13 protein-coding genes are annotated in these 15,273 nt (G+C 70.1%); 3 read left to right on the forward strand and 10 right to left on the reverse strand.

Features of this window, described 5'->3' with window-relative positions; all coding sequences use genetic code 11:
* Window positions 1-46: 46 nt before the first annotated feature.
* The gene (locus EG812_RS24845) at window positions 47-1,627 is read right to left on the reverse strand and encodes an FAD-dependent oxidoreductase (RefSeq protein WP_126712941.1); all 1,581 of its coding nucleotides are present in this window, start codon (window positions 1,625-1,627) and stop codon (window positions 47-49) included.
* Between the two features lie 72 nt (window positions 1,628-1,699).
* On the opposite strand from EG812_RS24845, the gene EG812_RS24850 reads away from it, so the two are divergent.
* On the forward strand, window positions 1,700-2,281 hold the full coding sequence (locus tag EG812_RS24850) for a helix-turn-helix domain-containing protein (protein ID WP_126712943.1): 582 nt from the start codon (window positions 1,700-1,702) through the stop codon (window positions 2,279-2,281).
* Between the two features lie 403 nt (window positions 2,282-2,684).
* On the opposite strand, the gene EG812_RS24855 is transcribed toward EG812_RS24850, so the two are convergent.
* The 6 genes from EG812_RS24855 to kdd all read right to left on the reverse strand — a co-directional run bounded on the left by EG812_RS24855 (window position 2,685) and on the right by kdd (window position 9,449).
* Complete coding sequence (locus EG812_RS24855) at window positions 2,685-4,016, reverse strand: glutamate mutase L (protein WP_126712945.1); 1,332 nt, start codon at window positions 4,014-4,016, stop codon at window positions 2,685-2,687.
* Window positions 4,013-4,405 carry a 3-aminobutyryl-CoA ammonia lyase gene (gene kal / locus EG812_RS24860; RefSeq protein WP_126712946.1) on the reverse strand — a complete coding sequence of 131 codons (393 nt, stop codon included), beginning with the start codon at window positions 4,403-4,405 and terminating at the stop codon, window positions 4,013-4,015. The genes EG812_RS24855 and kal overlap by 4 nt, the downstream gene beginning before the upstream one ends.
* Complete coding sequence (gene kamE, locus EG812_RS24865; protein WP_043724435.1) at window positions 4,405-5,160, reverse strand: lysine 5,6-aminomutase subunit beta; 756 nt, start codon at window positions 5,158-5,160, stop codon at window positions 4,405-4,407. The genes kal and kamE overlap by 1 nt, the downstream gene beginning before the upstream one ends.
* 101 nt (window positions 5,161-5,261) lie before the next feature.
* Window positions 5,262-6,821, reverse strand: a complete 1,560-nt coding sequence (gene kamD, locus EG812_RS24870) for a lysine 5,6-aminomutase subunit alpha (protein ID WP_126712948.1) — start codon at window positions 6,819-6,821, stop codon at window positions 5,262-5,264.
* Window positions 6,818-8,389: an amidohydrolase gene (locus EG812_RS24875; protein ID WP_126712950.1), complete on the reverse strand. Its 1,572-nt coding sequence runs from the start codon at window positions 8,387-8,389 to the stop codon at window positions 6,818-6,820. Before EG812_RS24875 ends, kamD begins: the two co-directional genes overlap by 4 nt.
* A gap of 4 nt (window positions 8,390-8,393) precedes the next feature.
* Complete coding sequence (gene kdd / locus EG812_RS24880; RefSeq protein WP_126712952.1) at window positions 8,394-9,449, reverse strand: L-erythro-3,5-diaminohexanoate dehydrogenase; 1,056 nt, start codon at window positions 9,447-9,449, stop codon at window positions 8,394-8,396.
* Between the two features lie 131 nt (window positions 9,450-9,580).
* Here kdd and EG812_RS24885 point away from each other — a divergent pair, with 131 nt between their 5' ends.
* Complete coding sequence (locus EG812_RS24885; RefSeq protein ID WP_126712953.1) at window positions 9,581-10,984, forward strand: KamA family radical SAM protein; 1,404 nt, start codon at window positions 9,581-9,583, stop codon at window positions 10,982-10,984.
* Window positions 10,985-11,041: 57 nt separating this feature from the next.
* Here EG812_RS24885 and EG812_RS24890 read toward each other — a convergent pair whose 3' ends face one another.
* Window positions 11,042-11,227 carry a CsbD family protein gene (locus tag EG812_RS24890; RefSeq protein ID WP_126712954.1) on the reverse strand — a complete coding sequence of 62 codons (186 nt, stop codon included), beginning with the start codon at window positions 11,225-11,227 and terminating at the stop codon, window positions 11,042-11,044.
* 152 nt (window positions 11,228-11,379) lie between these two features.
* Between EG812_RS24890 and EG812_RS24895 the strand changes: the two genes are divergently transcribed.
* A complete protein-coding gene (locus tag EG812_RS24895) occupies window positions 11,380-11,991 on the forward strand; it encodes a histidine phosphatase family protein (protein ID WP_126712955.1) in 612 nt (203 codons plus the stop codon).
* A 66-nt stretch (window positions 11,992-12,057) separates the two neighbouring features.
* On the opposite strand, the gene EG812_RS24900 is transcribed toward EG812_RS24895, so the two are convergent.
* Window positions 12,058-13,743, reverse strand: coding sequence for a CDP-glycerol glycerophosphotransferase family protein (locus tag EG812_RS24900; protein ID WP_126712956.1), 1,686 nt, complete (start codon window positions 13,741-13,743; stop codon window positions 12,058-12,060).
* A complete protein-coding gene (locus EG812_RS24905) occupies window positions 13,740-15,194 on the reverse strand; it encodes a polysaccharide pyruvyl transferase family protein (RefSeq protein ID WP_126712957.1) in 1,455 nt (484 codons plus the stop codon). Before EG812_RS24905 ends, EG812_RS24900 begins: the two co-directional genes overlap by 4 nt.
* Window positions 15,195-15,273: the final 79 nt, after the last annotated feature.

A 15,273-nucleotide genomic window follows, 5' to 3' on the forward strand; every position in this document is an offset into this window, starting at 1 on the left:
AAGGCTACCGGGGCCACCGGGGCGGTGACGCCGCCGGTCGGCCGACTCACATCCGCCGGGCCACCACCACCGCGTCGTGCACGACGATGTCGCGGCCCTGCGGGTCCACCGCGCCACGCGGGCGGGTCTGCGCCACCAGCACCTCGAACTGCTGCGGGTCCAGCTCGGCGGCGACCTGCTCGGCGGTGAACATCATCTCCGGGTAGTGCAGGCGGTGCGCCGTGGACCGCAGATCCCGCGGGTGATGCCCGACGATCAGCAGCCGCCCACCGGGGGCCACCGCGGCGGCCAGCCGCGCGTACAGCTCCCGCCGCGGCTGCGGCGGCAGATGCATGAACTGCGCCGACACCAGGTCGTACGCCCCCTCGTCCAGGTCGCCGCGCAGCAGGTCGGTGTGCACCCACTCGATGCGCTGCGCGACCTGCTCACCCACCTCGCGGGCGTGCTGCGCGGCCCGCTGCAGGGCGGTCTTGGAGATGTCCACCCCGGTGACCCGCCAACCCCGTTCGGCCAGCCACACCGCATCGGCCCCCTCCCCGCAGCCCACGTCCAGGGCCCGCCCCGGCGTCAACTCCGCCGCCTCGGCCACCAGCTGCGGGTTGGGTCGGCCACTCCACACCGCCGGCCGTTCCTGGTAGCGCTGCTCCCAACCGGCCTCGGTGAACGCCTCCTCCCGCAGGCGGCGGTGCCGCGCCACCGCCTGCCGGGTGTCCTCCTCCATCAGATCCGCGTTGATCGCCGCCGCGGCGGTGATCCCGGCCCCCGCCGCGCGGATCACCTTCGCCGACAGGTCGGCGACGTTGCCGGCCACCCACACCCCCGGCACCGAGGTGGCCCCCGACGGCCCGGCCGGCACCTGCTCGCCGAGCACATGCCCGAACATCTCCACCGGCTCCGCCGCCAACCCCAACGACCCCAGCAGCTCCGACCGGGCAGTCATCTTCGGACCCACCACCAGCACGTCACACTCGACATGCTCCCCCGAGGTCAGCCGCACCCCGGTGACCTGGTCGGCGTCGACGGTCAGCTCGGCCACCGGGCCCGGCACCACGGCCACCCCCAGGGCGGCCAGCCGCTCGGCCTCCTCGGCCTCAGGCGCCGGCTCGTGGTGCAGCAGAAGCAGCACGTCGGCGCTCCACTGCCGCCACAGCCGCGCCTGGTGTGCCGCCAGCGGCCCGGTGGCCAGCACCGCGATACGTCTGTCGGCCGCCTCCCACCCGTGGCAGTACGGGCAGTGCAGCACGTCACGTCCCCACCGATCGGCCAGCCCCGGCAGCGGCGGCAACTCGTCGACCAGACCGGTGGTGATCAGCAGCCGCCGCGCCCGCACCGCACGCCCGCTGTCGACGGTGACCGTGAACTCGTCACCGTCACGGTCGACACCGGTGACCCGCCCGGTCACCAACTGCCCGCCGTAACCGGCCACCTCGTCGCGGCTGATCGCCGCCAACTGCGCCGGCGGCACGCCCTCCCGACCCGGGTAGTTGTGCACCCCGGCGGCCGGGGCGTTACGCGGCTCACCGGCGTCCACCACCAACACCGAACGGCGCGCCCGGGCCAGCGTCAACGCCCCCGCCAGACCGGCGGCCCCGCCACCGACCACCACCACGTCGTACCTGTCGTCCATGTCCGCTCCCTCGTCGGTTCTGTGCGTCACCATCCACCCGCACCACCGGTGACGACAAGTATTGTTGCCGTTGTGGCAAACGACGAGGCGGCGGTGCTGGCAGCGGTGGGTCCCCGCCTGCGGGCCCTGCGCAAGAACCGCGGCACCACCCTGAGCGAACTCGCCGACACCACCGGCATCTCGGTGAGCACCCTGTCCCGACTCGAATCCGGACAACGCCGCCCCACCCTGGAACTGCTGCTGCCCCTGGCCCGCGCCCACCAGGTGCCGCTGGACGAACTGGTCGGCGCCCCCGCCGTCGGCGACCCCCGGGTACACCCCCGCCCGATCGTCCGCCACGGCACCACGTTCCTGCCGCTGACCCGCCGCCCCGGCGGCCTGCAAGCCTTCAAACAGATCCTGCCACCGCACAGCCCCACCGAAACGCAACTACAGTCCCACGAAGGCTACGAATGGCTGTACGTGCTCTCCGGCCGGCTGCGACTGCAACTCGGCGAACACGACCTGATCCTCGAACCGGGCGAGGTCGCCGAGTTCGACACCCGCACCCCGCACCACATCAGCAACCCCGGCCCCGAAACCGCCGAAGTGCTCAACCTGTTCGGCCCGCAGGGCGAACGCCTGCACGTACGGGCCCGACCCGCCACCGGCTGACCGGCCACCAACCAAGTCGGGGCGCGGCGTGCGCCGCGCCCCGATGCTCCCAGGCCCCTTCCCGGCCGGTGGGGCGAGAGTGCGGCACGCCGACCTTCGGACCGACACGACGGTGACTGGCTGTCCCCGTCGGGCCGTTGTCTACTGGCCGTGCACCTCACCCTGCCCGTACACCGGTAACCGCGGCCGGTTCGCGCCGCCCCGCCGACCCCCGCCCGCTGGACCTGGCCGCCGCAACAACATGTCGCTCGGCCAGCGGACGAAGGGACGAAGCGAACAACAGCCACTTCCCGTGGTAGGACTCAAAGACGGTACGTGGGCCACCCCCGCCCTTGTCAACCCACCACCGCCGAGTCGTCACCACACATCGGCGTGTCGCACCCCACCCCGGCGGTGCGGCCGGTCAACCGAGCAGCGACCGCAGCAACCCCCGCGCCGCCACCGGATACTCCCCCACCAGCAGACCCGCCGCCGCCAACACGTAGTCCACATCGACCACCGGCCGCGCCGCCCGCGGCACCGCCCACCCACCGGCATGATCGGTCAACACCGCGTCCAGCACACCGCCCGCCTCGTTGTCCCGGGCGTGGCGCAACACCCCACCCGACCCGACCAGCAGCCGCACATCCCGCAGATCCCGCCCCGACCGCTCCCCCGTACCCACCCCACGGGCATGCCGACGCACCGCCACCGTCGCCGCCAACGCCGCGATCCGCGCATCCACCGCCCGCCCCGCCGCATCGGCCGGCAGAAACCCCGCATCAGCGGCCCGCCGCGCCGCCGCCGACTCCAACTCGTCCGCCTCGACCGGCCCCACCAGCCGTTCCTCGATTGCGGCCCGCACCACCCCCGGCGCACTCCACCGCATCCCCAGATCACCCTCGACCGTGCGGGCCCGCCACAACGACCCCGCCACCTCCCGACCCGGCCCACTGGCCCGCTCGTCCGGCGTCAACACCGAATACACGTCCGTGGTGGCCCCACCCACATCCACCACCACCAGGTCACCACCGGCCACCTCGGCCAACGCCTCCACCCCGGTCAACACCGCATCCGGGGTCGCCGCCCGCACCAGGCCGGCGAACCTGCGCCCCCGCGACAACCGCTTACCACCGATGACGTGCCGCAGGAACACCTGCCGGATCGCCTCCCGCGCCGACGCCGGCGCCAACACCCCGATCCGCGGCAACACGTTGTCGGCCACCGTCACCGGCACCCCCGCCGCCGCCAACAACCCCTGCACCTCGTCGCGGACATCCCCGTTGCCCGCCACCACCACCGGCACCCGCAACCGGGCCCGCGCCAGCCGGGTCGCGTTGTGCAGCAACGTCTCGGCATCCCCACCGTCGGTGCCACCGACCAGCAGCACCACATCCGCGCGAGCCGCCCGCAACGCCGTCAACTCACCCCGACCGAGCCGCCCGGCGGCCACATGCACCACGTTCGCGCCCGCCGACAACCCGACCCGCCGACCCGCCTGCGCCGTCACCAGCGGCTCGTAACCCACCACCGCCAGCCGCAACCCACCCCCCGCCGACGAACACACCAACCACGGCACGTCCCGCGCCCCCAGGCCCGCCAACGCCGACCCGACCGCCGCCTCCAGACCGTGCAGCACATCCGTGTCCACCGACGTACGCGCCGACGCCGACGCCACCAGCCCCCCGCCGTCGAGGTCCACCACCAGCACCTTGGTGAACGTCGAACCGACGTCGGCGCAGACCGCGACCCTCACGCCGCCGACGGAACGACCACCGTGCCGGTCGCCGTCACCACCACCACCGGCTCCGCCAACACCTCCGCCGCCGACCCACCCCGATCAGGCCGCCCCCGACACACCACCCGCGCCTCGAAATCGAGGGTGCGGCTACGGGTACCGACCCGCGTTACCGTCGCCACCACCTCCAGCACGTCCCCCGCCCGGATCGGCGCCCGGAACTGCACATCCGAATAGGACGCGAACAACCCCTCATCCCCGTCGGTGCGGATACACACCTCCGTGGCCACATCACCGAACAACCCCAACGCGTACGCCCCGTCGACCAGATCACCGGCATAGTGGGCATGCGAATACGGCACGTACCGCCGGTGCGTCACCGACAACCCGACCCGCGAATCAGACATCACTTCACCCTCTTGTTCGTGTCCGTGAGCAACGCATCGACCAGATAGCTGGCCACCTCACCCGGCGTCGTCCCCCGACCGAAGATCCGATCCACCCCCAGCTCGGCCGCCATCGACTCGTCGAACCGCGGCCCACCGACGATCAGCAACGGCCGCCGCCCCGCCGGCATCGCCTCCCGGAACGCCGCCGACATCTCCCGCGTGTTGTGCAGATGCGCATCCCGCTGCGTCACCACCTGCGACACCAGCACCGCGTCCGCGCGTTCCCGCCGCGCCGCCTCGACCAGCTCCGGCACACTCACCTGCGCACCCAGGTTCGTCACCTTCAACTCCCGGTAGTACTCCAGGCCCTTCTCACCCGCGATGCCCTTCACATTCAGGATCGCGTCGATGCCCACCGTGTGCGCATCCGTGCCGATGCACGCCCCCACCACCGACAGCTTGCGACGCAACCGCCGCTTCACCACCGCGTTGACCTCCTTGGCGCTCAGCAGCGGAAAATCGCGCTCCACCACCTGCACCTTCGCCAGGTCCACCAGATGGTTCACCCGCCCGTACACCACGAAGAAGGTGAACCCGTCACCGATCGGCTTGGCGTGCACCAGCATCGCCGGATCCATGCCCATCTTGTTGGCCAACTGCACCGCAGCGCCCTCAGCCCGCTTGTCGTGCGGCACCGGCAACGTGAACGACACCTGCACCATGCCGTCACCCGTGGTGTCCCCGTACGGCCGCACCACCGTCTTCTCACTCATGCCGGGCAGGCCCGCACGGCCCTCGCTGCGCTCGGTGGGTTCGCTCATGCTGTGCCGACTGGGCATGCCTTCACGGCCCTCGCTGCGCTCGGTGCGTTCACTCATGCCGACTGCTCCAGGATCTCCGTGGCCGGGTTGTAGTAGTCCGCCTCGTGCCGGGCCACCCCGTCCAGACCCTTCCCCCGATCCGCCGGCCGCTTCATGATCCCGAACGTGCCCTCCGCGATCGCCGTCAACAACGACTGATCCCCGATCCGCTCCAACAGCTCCACCGCCTCACCCAACACCCGATGCGCCCGCTGCTGGATGAACCCACCCGGCGCCGGCACGAAATCCTCATGCAACCCGCCCGCCGCACCCAGCACGTACCGCACGTTCTGCAACGCGATGTCCCGATCCGACAACCACGGCGTCACCACCGCCTCGGTCATCATCCCCACCAGCAGAATGCCCTGCCCCGTCATCGTGCCCACCAGATTGAAGAACCCGTCGAGCAGATTCCCCCGGAACACATCACCGGTCATGTGCTTCGTCGGCGGCATCCACTTCAACGGCGCATCCGGAAACAACTCCCGCGCCAACAACGCGTGCGCCAACTCCAACCGCAACGACTCCGGCACATCAGGATTGATCTCGAACGCGTGCCCCAACCCCAACTGCCAGTCCGCCAACCCCGCCTCATGCGCGAAATACTCGTTCAACAACTGCGACACCGTCACCGTGTGCGCCTCGTCGACCGCATCCGCAGTGGTCAGATAGTTGTCCTCACCGGTGTTGATGATGATCCCCGCCCGCGCGTGCACCTGCCGCGAAAAACGCTGATCCACGAACGTCCGAATCGGATTGATATCCCGGAACAGAATCCCGTACATCGAGTCGTTGAGCATCATGTCCAACCGCTCAAGACCCGCCAACGTCGCCATCTCCGGCATACACAACCCCGACGCGTAATTCGTCAACCGCACATAGCGGCCCAACTCCTTCGACGACGAATCCAACGCCGCCCGCATCAACCGGAAATTCTCCTGCGTCGCGTACGTGCCCGCGAACCCCTCCCGCGTCGCCCCCTCCGGCACATAGTCCAACAACGACTGCCCCGTCGACCGGATCACCGCGATCACATCCGCCCCGGCCCGCGCCGCCGCCTGCGCCTGCGGAATGTCCTCGTAGATGTCACCCGTCGCCACGATCAGATAGATCCACGGCCGCCGCGCCGGATCCCCGAACCGCCGCACCAGACGCTCCCGCTCCGCCCGCCGCCGATCGATCAGCCGAACCCCCGCACCCACCGCCCGCCGCGCCGCCCGCCGCGCCGCCGTCGCCGCCTTCCCCGACGGCACCTCGAACCGCACCGACCCCGCCGCCGCCTTCTGCGCCAACAACGTCACATCGGTGATCTGCTCCCGCGCCAGCGCATCGAACACCGGCACCGCCACCCCATGCCCCAACCCCACATCCGCCACCACGGCATCCACCAGCCGATTCACCCACGGAATACCATCCGGATCCGCACCGGTGACCCCCGCCAACCGCAACACGGCCCGCTCCACCGACACCGTGGTGTGGCTACGCGCCAACTCCACCACCGGACGCCCCGCCCGACGCGCCAACTCCCGCGCCCGCGCCACCAGCACCGGATCCAGATCAAGCTTGCCCGTCACGACAGCCCTTCCCCCTCATAGATCACATCACCACGCAACACCGTCGCCCGACACACCGGCAACGGCGTCGGATCCTGCTCCCCCCGCAACTCCGGATCCTCGGCCTGCAACACCGGCAGACCCCGCTGCACCCCCGCCGGCGTCGACCACACCGCGAACGTCGCCGGCGCCCCCAACGCCAACACCCCCTCGCTGTCCAGATGCACCGCCCGCCAGCCACCCCGGGTGTGCGCCGCGAACGCCGCCCGCACCGTCATCCGCTGCACCGGACTGTGATGCGCCACCGCCGCCCGCACCGAACCCCACGGATCCAACGGCGTCACCGGCGAATCCGAACCGAACGCCAACGTCACCCCCACCCCGTGCATCGCCCCCATCGGATTCGACGCCAACGACCGCGCCAACCCCAACCGCGTCTCGTACATCCGCCCCGCACCACCCCACAACCGGTCGAACGCCGGCTGCATCGACGCCACCACCCCGTACTCCACGAAAGCGGCGATCAACCGCCGATCCATCACCTCCGCGTGCTCCACCCGATGCCGCGCCGCACGCACCCGATCCGTACCCAACCGCTGCGCCGCCGCCGCGAACCCCGCCACCACCGTCGAGATCGCCGCATCACCGATCGCATGGAAACCGCCCTGCATCCCATGCGCCGCACAGTCCAACAGGTGATCACGCACCTGCTCCGCACTCAGATACCCGTGACCACACCCGTCACCGTCGACGTACGCCTGCGACAGAAACGCCGTACGCGACCCCAACGCCCCGTCGGCGAACAGATCCCCACCAGCACCCACCGCACCCAGTTCCCGCGCCCGGGCCGCACCACCCAACTCACCCCAGTACCCGTACACCTCCGGCACCCCCGCACCGGAGATCGACAACAAGCCGGTGAAATCCTCCTCGTCGGAAATCTCCGGCCCACCACACTCGTGCACCGCCGCGATCCCCAACGACGCCGCATGCGCCAACGCCACCCGCTGCGCCGCCATCCGCTGCACCCGCGTCACCGACGCCCGCGCCGCCGCCCGCACCACGTGATGCGCGTCCAGCCGCAACCAACCCGACCCGTCGTACCCGGACACCGCCGCCGCCTGCGGACACGCCGCCAGCAACGCCGAGGACACCAACGCCGAATGAATCGACGCCTGCGACAGATACACCCGCCGCCCACCGGCCGCCCGCCCCAACTCCACCGCCGAAGGCGGCTGCGGCACCGACCACGTCGACTCGTCCCACCCGTGACCCAACACCACCGCGTCCGCCGGCAACCCCGCCGCGAACGCCGACACCGCGTCCAACAACTCACCAGCCGAGCGCACCCCGGACAGGTCCAGCCCCGACAACGCCAGCCCGGTGTCGCTGACATGCACATGCGCGTCCACGAACGCCGGCGTCACCAACGCCCCGGCCAGGTCCACCACCCGGTCGGCGGCCGGTGCGTCCGCATCCGCACCCAACCAGGCAATCCGCCCATCCCGGACCAACAGTGCCGTCGCGGACGGTTCCGCCGGACAATGCAGCACTCCACCGCGGTACAACGTCGAGGGGTTGTTCGTCATGGCCTCAGTCTGCCGCCAGCCGAGCCTCGAACAGCCCCCGCACCCCCGGATCGCCCCGCAACAACCCCAACGCCAACTCCGCGTGCCCCGGCACGTACCCGTTGCCGACCAGCATCGTCACGTCCGCGGCCAGGCCCTCGGCCCCCAACGCCGCCGCCGAGAAACTCGTCGCCATCGAGAAAAAGATCACTGTGCCGCCGTCGGCCGTCGCCAACACCGCACCGTGCTCACAGCCCGGCACGTCCACGCAGACCACCGTCACATCCGCCGGCATCCCCAACGCCGACGTCACCGCCGTCGACAACGCCACCGGATCCCGGGCATCGGCCATCGCCACCGCATCACACAACCCGGCCGCCGTCAGCGCGTCCCGCTCCGCCGCCACCGGCACCACCCCGACCGTACGACCCGCCCCCGCCTGCCGCGCAGCCGCCAGCGACAGCGAGCCACTCTTACCCGCGCCACCGATCACCGCCACCGTCACCGGTGGCCCGCCCACCGCCCGCTCGGCCACGTACCGCGACACCACCCGCGCGGTAAGCGCCGGCGCCCCGCACACGTCAAGCACCGCCAGCGACAACTGCGGATCCAGATCCACAGGCAGCACCGCCGCGACCGACCGGGCGAACAGAATCGCCCACCCGTCACACGGCACCTGCTCACTACGGCCGTCCCAGCGCGCCAGGCCGTCGGTCACCACCAGCGGCGTCAACGTCAGCGACACCAACGTGGCGACCCGCTCACCCGACTTCAGCCCCAGCGGCGAACGCCGACCGGCCTCCTCGACCGTGCCGATCAACATGCCACCCGACCCGGTCACCGGGTTCTGCATCTTCCCCCGCGTCGAAATGATCCCCAGAACCTCGGCGCGGACCGCATCGCCGTCACCGCCGTGCTTGTCGAACAGCTGACGGAAACTCGCCGCGTCCAGGTTCAGCCGCTCCACCCGGATACGTACCTCGTTCGCCGCGATCTCCGGGCGCGCGTCCAGCCGCCAGGCCGCCTGCGGCAGCACCCCCGCCGGTTCCACGACGCGGTGCAGACCCACCGGTGACGTCACGCCGACCTCCCTGTCCGACCGCCTGAACCTCCGGCCGAGGCTCGCGAGGCGGGAAAACTTACGGCAGACTAATTTCTTGACCGGATATTTTCCAGTACCCTTCAGATTTCGATCAACCACCAGGAGGGGCCGTGACCCAGACCCACCCGCCGGTGCAGAGCACCCCGGCTGCCCAGCCGGCCCCCGCGAACACCACCGGCCAGCCCTACGAATACCGCCGCACCCCACTCGTCGAACCCGACTGGACCCGCTTCCCCGGCTGGCGCCACGTCACCCGCGACCAGTGGGAGAACGCCCAGTGGCAGCGCGTCAACTGCGTCAAGAACGTCAAACAACTGCGCACCGTGCTCGGCGACACCGTCGACGAGAGCTTCTACGCCGACCTGGAAGCCGACCAGCGCGCCATGGCCACCATGTCCATGCTGGTGCCGCCACAGATGATCAACACGATGGTGCCGTTCGCGCCGCCCAGCACCGAAGCGCTGCTCGCCGACCCGATCCGGCGCTACATGATCCCGGTCGCCTCCGACCGCCGCACCGACTGGCCCTCACACCCCTACGCCAGCCGCGACTCCCTGCACGAACACGACATGTGGGTCGCCGAGGGCCTCACCCACCGCTACCCCACCAAGGTCCTCGCCGAACTGCTCGCCACCTGCCCCCAGTACTGCGGCCACTGCACCCGCATGGACCTGGTCGGCAACTCCACCCCCGCCGTCGACAAGCTCAAACTCAGCCTCAAGCCGGTCGACCGCTACGACGCGCACATCACCTACCTCAAGGCCCACCCCGGCGTACGCGACGTGGTCGTCTCCGGCGGCGACGTGGCCAACGTGCCCTGGCGCAACCTTGAGTCCTACCTGATGCGCCTGCTGGAGATCGAGACCATCCGGGACATCCGACTCGCCACCAAGGCCCTCATGGGCCTGCCCCAGCACTGGCTGCAACCCGACGTCGTCGAGGGCCTGGAACGGGTCGCCCGCACCGCCGCCCGACGCGGCGTCAACCTCGCCATCCACACCCACGTCAACCACGCCCAGTCGCTCACCCCACTGGTCGCCAAGGCCGCCCAGACCGCCCTCGACGTCGGCGTACGCGATGTCCGTAACCAGGGCGTGCTCATGCGCGGCGTCAACGCCACCAGCAAGGACCTGCTCGACCTGTGCTTCGGCCTGCAGGGCGAAACCGGCATCCTGCCGTACTACTTCTACATGTGCGACATGATCCCCAACGCGGAGCACTGGCGGGTGCCGGTCTGGCACGCCCAGCAGCTCCAGCACGACATCATGGGCTACCTGCCCGGCTACGCCACTCCCCGGATCGTCTGTGACGTGCCGTTCGTCGGCAAGCGCTGGGTGCACATGGTCACCGAGTACGACCGCGAGCGCGGCATCTCGTACTGGACCAAGAACTACCGCACCTCCATCGAATCCGCAGACCTGGCGGCGTTGAGCAAGCGGTACGCCTACTACGACCCGATCGACACCCTGCCCGAGGCCGGCCAGCAGTGGTGGCAGGCCCACCGCGACGACTGACGGCACGTACCACGAAGGGGCCCCCGGGATCATCCGGGGGCCCCTTCGCGTCGCTCGTCACCGGTTGAAGGCGTTCTTCGCCTTGTTCTTCATGTCCTCGCCCGTCTGTCGCGCGCGGGCCTCGGCCTGCTCGCCGGCGCCCTCGGCGCGCATGCGCTCGTTGTCGGCCATGTCGCCGATGCGCTCCTTGGCGGTGCCGCTCATCTCCTCGACCTTGTTCTTCGCCTTGTCGATGAAGCTCATCTCGCCTCCTCTGCTCGGCCGGGACGGCCAAGCCCCGTGTTGTTGGTGTCCCCGGGTGTCGCGGGTGGAAACCTGAGGTGGGTGGCACATCGCGTAAGGCGTCCTAGGATGCTAGGTGATCGGCGGAAGACGGGGACTGGTTGACTGGGCCAATGGGACAGATCACGCTCATCCGACACGGCGCCACCACCTGGAGCACCGCACGACGGCACACCTCGTACACCGACCTGGGCCTGACCCCCGACGGCGAACGGCAGGCCCGATCGCTGCGTCCCGCCCTCGCCGACGAACGGTTCGTCGCGGTGTTCGCCAGTCCCCGACTGCGGGCGGTACGCACCGCCGACCTGGCCGGCCTGACCATCACCGACACCGACGAGGACCTGGCGGAATGGAACTACGGCGACTACGAGGGACGGACCACCGCCGAGATCCACGAAGACCAGCCGGGCTGGAGCGTCTGGACCGACGGGTGCCCGGGCGGGGAATCCCCCAGCGAGGTCGGCGAACGCGTCGACCGTCTACTCAGCAGGCTCCATCCCCTGCTCGAACAGGGTCACGTGGCCCTCGTCGGCCACGCCCACTCGCTGCGTGTGCTGGGTGCCCGGTGGGTCGGCCTGCCACCGTCGGCCGGCGGACTGCTGCGACTGGACACCGCCACCCTCAGCCTGCTCGGCACCGAACACGGACGCCGGGTCATCCTGCGCTGGAACCACCCGCCCGCACCACCGGTCGACGCGGTGGACGCCACCACGGCCCGACACTGACCCACGAAACGGCGACTGGCTCCGCCCCGGCGGGTGCCGGAAGCCGGAGCCAGTCGCCGCGACAGGTCAGAGGTAACGATTCGCCTCGTCGATGAAGTGCTGCGCGTACCCCTCGGACGGGATGTCGCCGAGGTAGTACTTCTTCAGGTCGTGCCGGATGGCGGCCAGCGGGTCGCTGCCGAGCAGCTCGTCGAGCACCGGTTCCAGGTTGGTCACCCGGCCGCTGTGCGCGTCGATCACGTACGACGCGCGGGCCAGCGGAAAGGCGTCGGTGAACCGCTCGGCCGGCGTGGAGACCGCGACCATCGCGAACGGCTTCTCCGAGTACAGGTAGTCGGCGACCACACTGGACACGTCCGACACCATCGCGTCCGAGGCGTTGAAACAGTCCACCACGGACATCTTCGTCTCGGCCTCGGCACCGAACACGTGCTTGCGGCCACTGGACCGACGGTCCTCGGCGAGCAACGCCTTGATCCGCTCCGACTCCTGCGTCAACGCCGCCGAGCGCATCGTGTACGGGTGCGGCCGGAACACGATGCTGCAACCCCGCGAGATCAACGCCTTGACGATGTCGTAGCCCACCAGCAGCGACGAGTAGTTCGAGTCGGCGTAGAAGCCGGCCCACGTCGGGGCGTACAGCACCCGCGGCGCGGTCAACGAGGCGATCGGCGCGGCGGCGATGGCGACATTCTCCACCTGCGGACGCCCGACGATGCTGAACATCTCCGCCGGCATGCTCACCCCGTTGGCCGCGAAGCGGTCCACTGCGGCCTGACCGGCGACGAAGTTCTTGTCGTACATCCGAAAGACCGGGTTGTGGCTCGGCACCTTGTCGCTGTCACCGTGGTTGAGCTGAATGTGCGTCAGGTTCGTGTACCGCACGAGGTGGTTGTTCTTCGTCGCCGTGTTGACGTAGAACGCCGCCCGCAGCGACGGGACGATCACGTCGTCGATCTGGGTCAGCCCCGACCGCATGACCACCGGCGCCGTGGTCAGCCGCAGCACCTCGTTGAAGTTGGCCTCCGAGCGCACCAGCACGAAGAACTTCTTGCCCAGCCGCTCCAGGTAGGGCAGCCACATCCCGACCTGGTACGCGGTACCGGCCGGCGCCTCCCAGTGCAGCAGGAAGGCCGGCTCGTAGGCGGCCAGCGCCGCGTTCAACCGCGTCTCGCTGGCGTGCCGGGCCCGTACCCGGGTCACCGCCTGCCAGCCGGTGAACGCGATCAGGGCGAGCGCGGCCACCGACACCACCAGCGAGATCACCTCAAGGGTGCCGGCGAACGCGCAGCCCAGCGCCACCACCACGGCAGCGCCGTTGACCAGCACCGCCCGACTGGTGTTGGGCCGCAGGTTGGGCCGCAGACCACTGCCGCGCAGATTGGCCGACACCGGATAGACCGAACGGGACGTGGCCGTCACCGCCGGCTCGGCGAGAATCGCCAGCGCCGCCACGCCGACCCCCAGGGCCAGCACCAGATCCGCGCCGGAGTGCACCACGCCGAGCAGGTAGGCGCAGGCCAGCAGAAGCAGGCGGATCACGAGTGTCGAACCGGAGGGGGTCGGACCGCCGCTCAGCGCGTTGCGCCAGAGGTAGCCGAGCAGGCCGAGCGCGACCAGGGCCGGGGGCAGCGCCCACCACGGCGAGTCCGCCACCGCCGCCAGCAGCAGGGCGACGAGTGCCGCCACCTCGGCGGCCAGCGCGGGCAGTCGGCCCGCCAGCCACCCCCGCAACCCGGACTTGGCGCTCACCGGCGGGCGCCCGTCGACGTGCCGTTCATCCGCAGCACCCGGCTGACCCGGCCGCGCCAGCTCGCCAGGAAGGTCTGCTGGACCTTCAGTTCCTTCTCCAACTGGGTTACCCGCTCCTCGAGTGACTTGTATCCGCGGGGCTCGCGGAAGGGGGGTTCGAAGTCGTAGGCAGGTCGGGCCAGGTCACCGTCGTGGCCCTGCCGCAGCCAGCGCAGCCGCGACATGACCTGGCGACGCCCGACGGCGTCCGAGGCCATCAGCGTGTGCACCGGCCCGGGGAAGTTGGCGGAGGCGATCGCCTTGTCGTAGGCGGGGTTCTCCTTGCCGGGCTGGAACACGTGCTCGAGGTCGTTGTGCTCCAGGAAGCGCAGGTAGGTCTCGAAGGTCGGCACCTGGCGGGGCAGGAAGGCGTCGAAGTCGGCCTCCTCGTAGAGCCGCTGCGCGTCGACGTCCGGCGGCAGGTCGGCGTAGAGGCGGTACGGGATGCCGTGGTACTCGGCCAGCTCGACGGTGCGCGAGTCGTGGGCCAGCACCACCGCCGGCGTACCGGCCAGCACCGCCGCGACGTTGCCGTGGATCCGGGTGCCGAAGGCGAAGTGCTGCTCGGCCATGAACTCGACCCAGGTCGAGGCGTCCACGAAGAAGCGCATCCGGTCGTTCTCGTACAGCGGGTGCTCGGTGTGGATCGGCATCCGCTTGTTGCCGACCTTGGCCGGGTTCTCGCCCCAGAGCATCAGGGCGAGGCGGTGATGTTGCTGCGGCACGATGACGCTGTTCGGGTAGCGGTCGGTGTTCGCCTCGACCAGCCGGTCCACCCCCTTGACCTTCGGGGTGTACGAGATGGCCAGCGGGCTGTCGTAGCGCAGGTGCCCGACCTTGCGCACCAGCGGCCCGAGCGGCCCGTTGCCGAACATCGACGGGCAGCCGATGACCCGCACGTGCTCGTCACCGAAGCCGAGGTACTTCAGCATCCGGGCGGTGTACTCACCGCGTACGCCGATCGAGGCGGAGCGGTCCAGTACGGCCCGGGTGAACCGGGTGACGATCCGCTTGTACTCGTCGGGCAGGGAGTCGAACTCGGTGCCGTACGGCAGCTGGGCGCCGATGCCGACCACCGTGACAGGGATGGTCAGCTTCTCGATGACCTTCGCGAGTCGTTCCAGGTGCGGCAGGAAGGTGTCCCGGTACGAATTCGCCATCGGCAACACGAACCGGTCGAACTCCTCGTTCGTCCGCGCGATGTACCGGCCCAGGTGAACCGGACGTTCGTGCACGTACGAGTTGGCGACCAGTTCGGCGTCGGGCACGCTCAGCGCCCGGAAGACCGCGCTGTAGAAGAGCATGTTGCCGGAGTTGGACCCGAAGACCCCGAGCCGCGAGGTGGACAGACTCTGCTCGTGCGACAGCACGGTCGCCGGATGCTTGCCGGCGCGTACGAGGATGCGTGTCATGAGCGGGCACCGGACCCTGTGTGGCTGAACCGCGACCGTGCCGGTCGGAACATCTCATCCTCCCCTTGACGACACCCCG

It is taken from the genome of Verrucosispora sp. FIM060022, assembly GCF_003977705.1.
Lineage (GTDB): Bacteria > Actinomycetota > Actinomycetes > Mycobacteriales > Micromonosporaceae > Micromonospora > Micromonospora gifhornensis.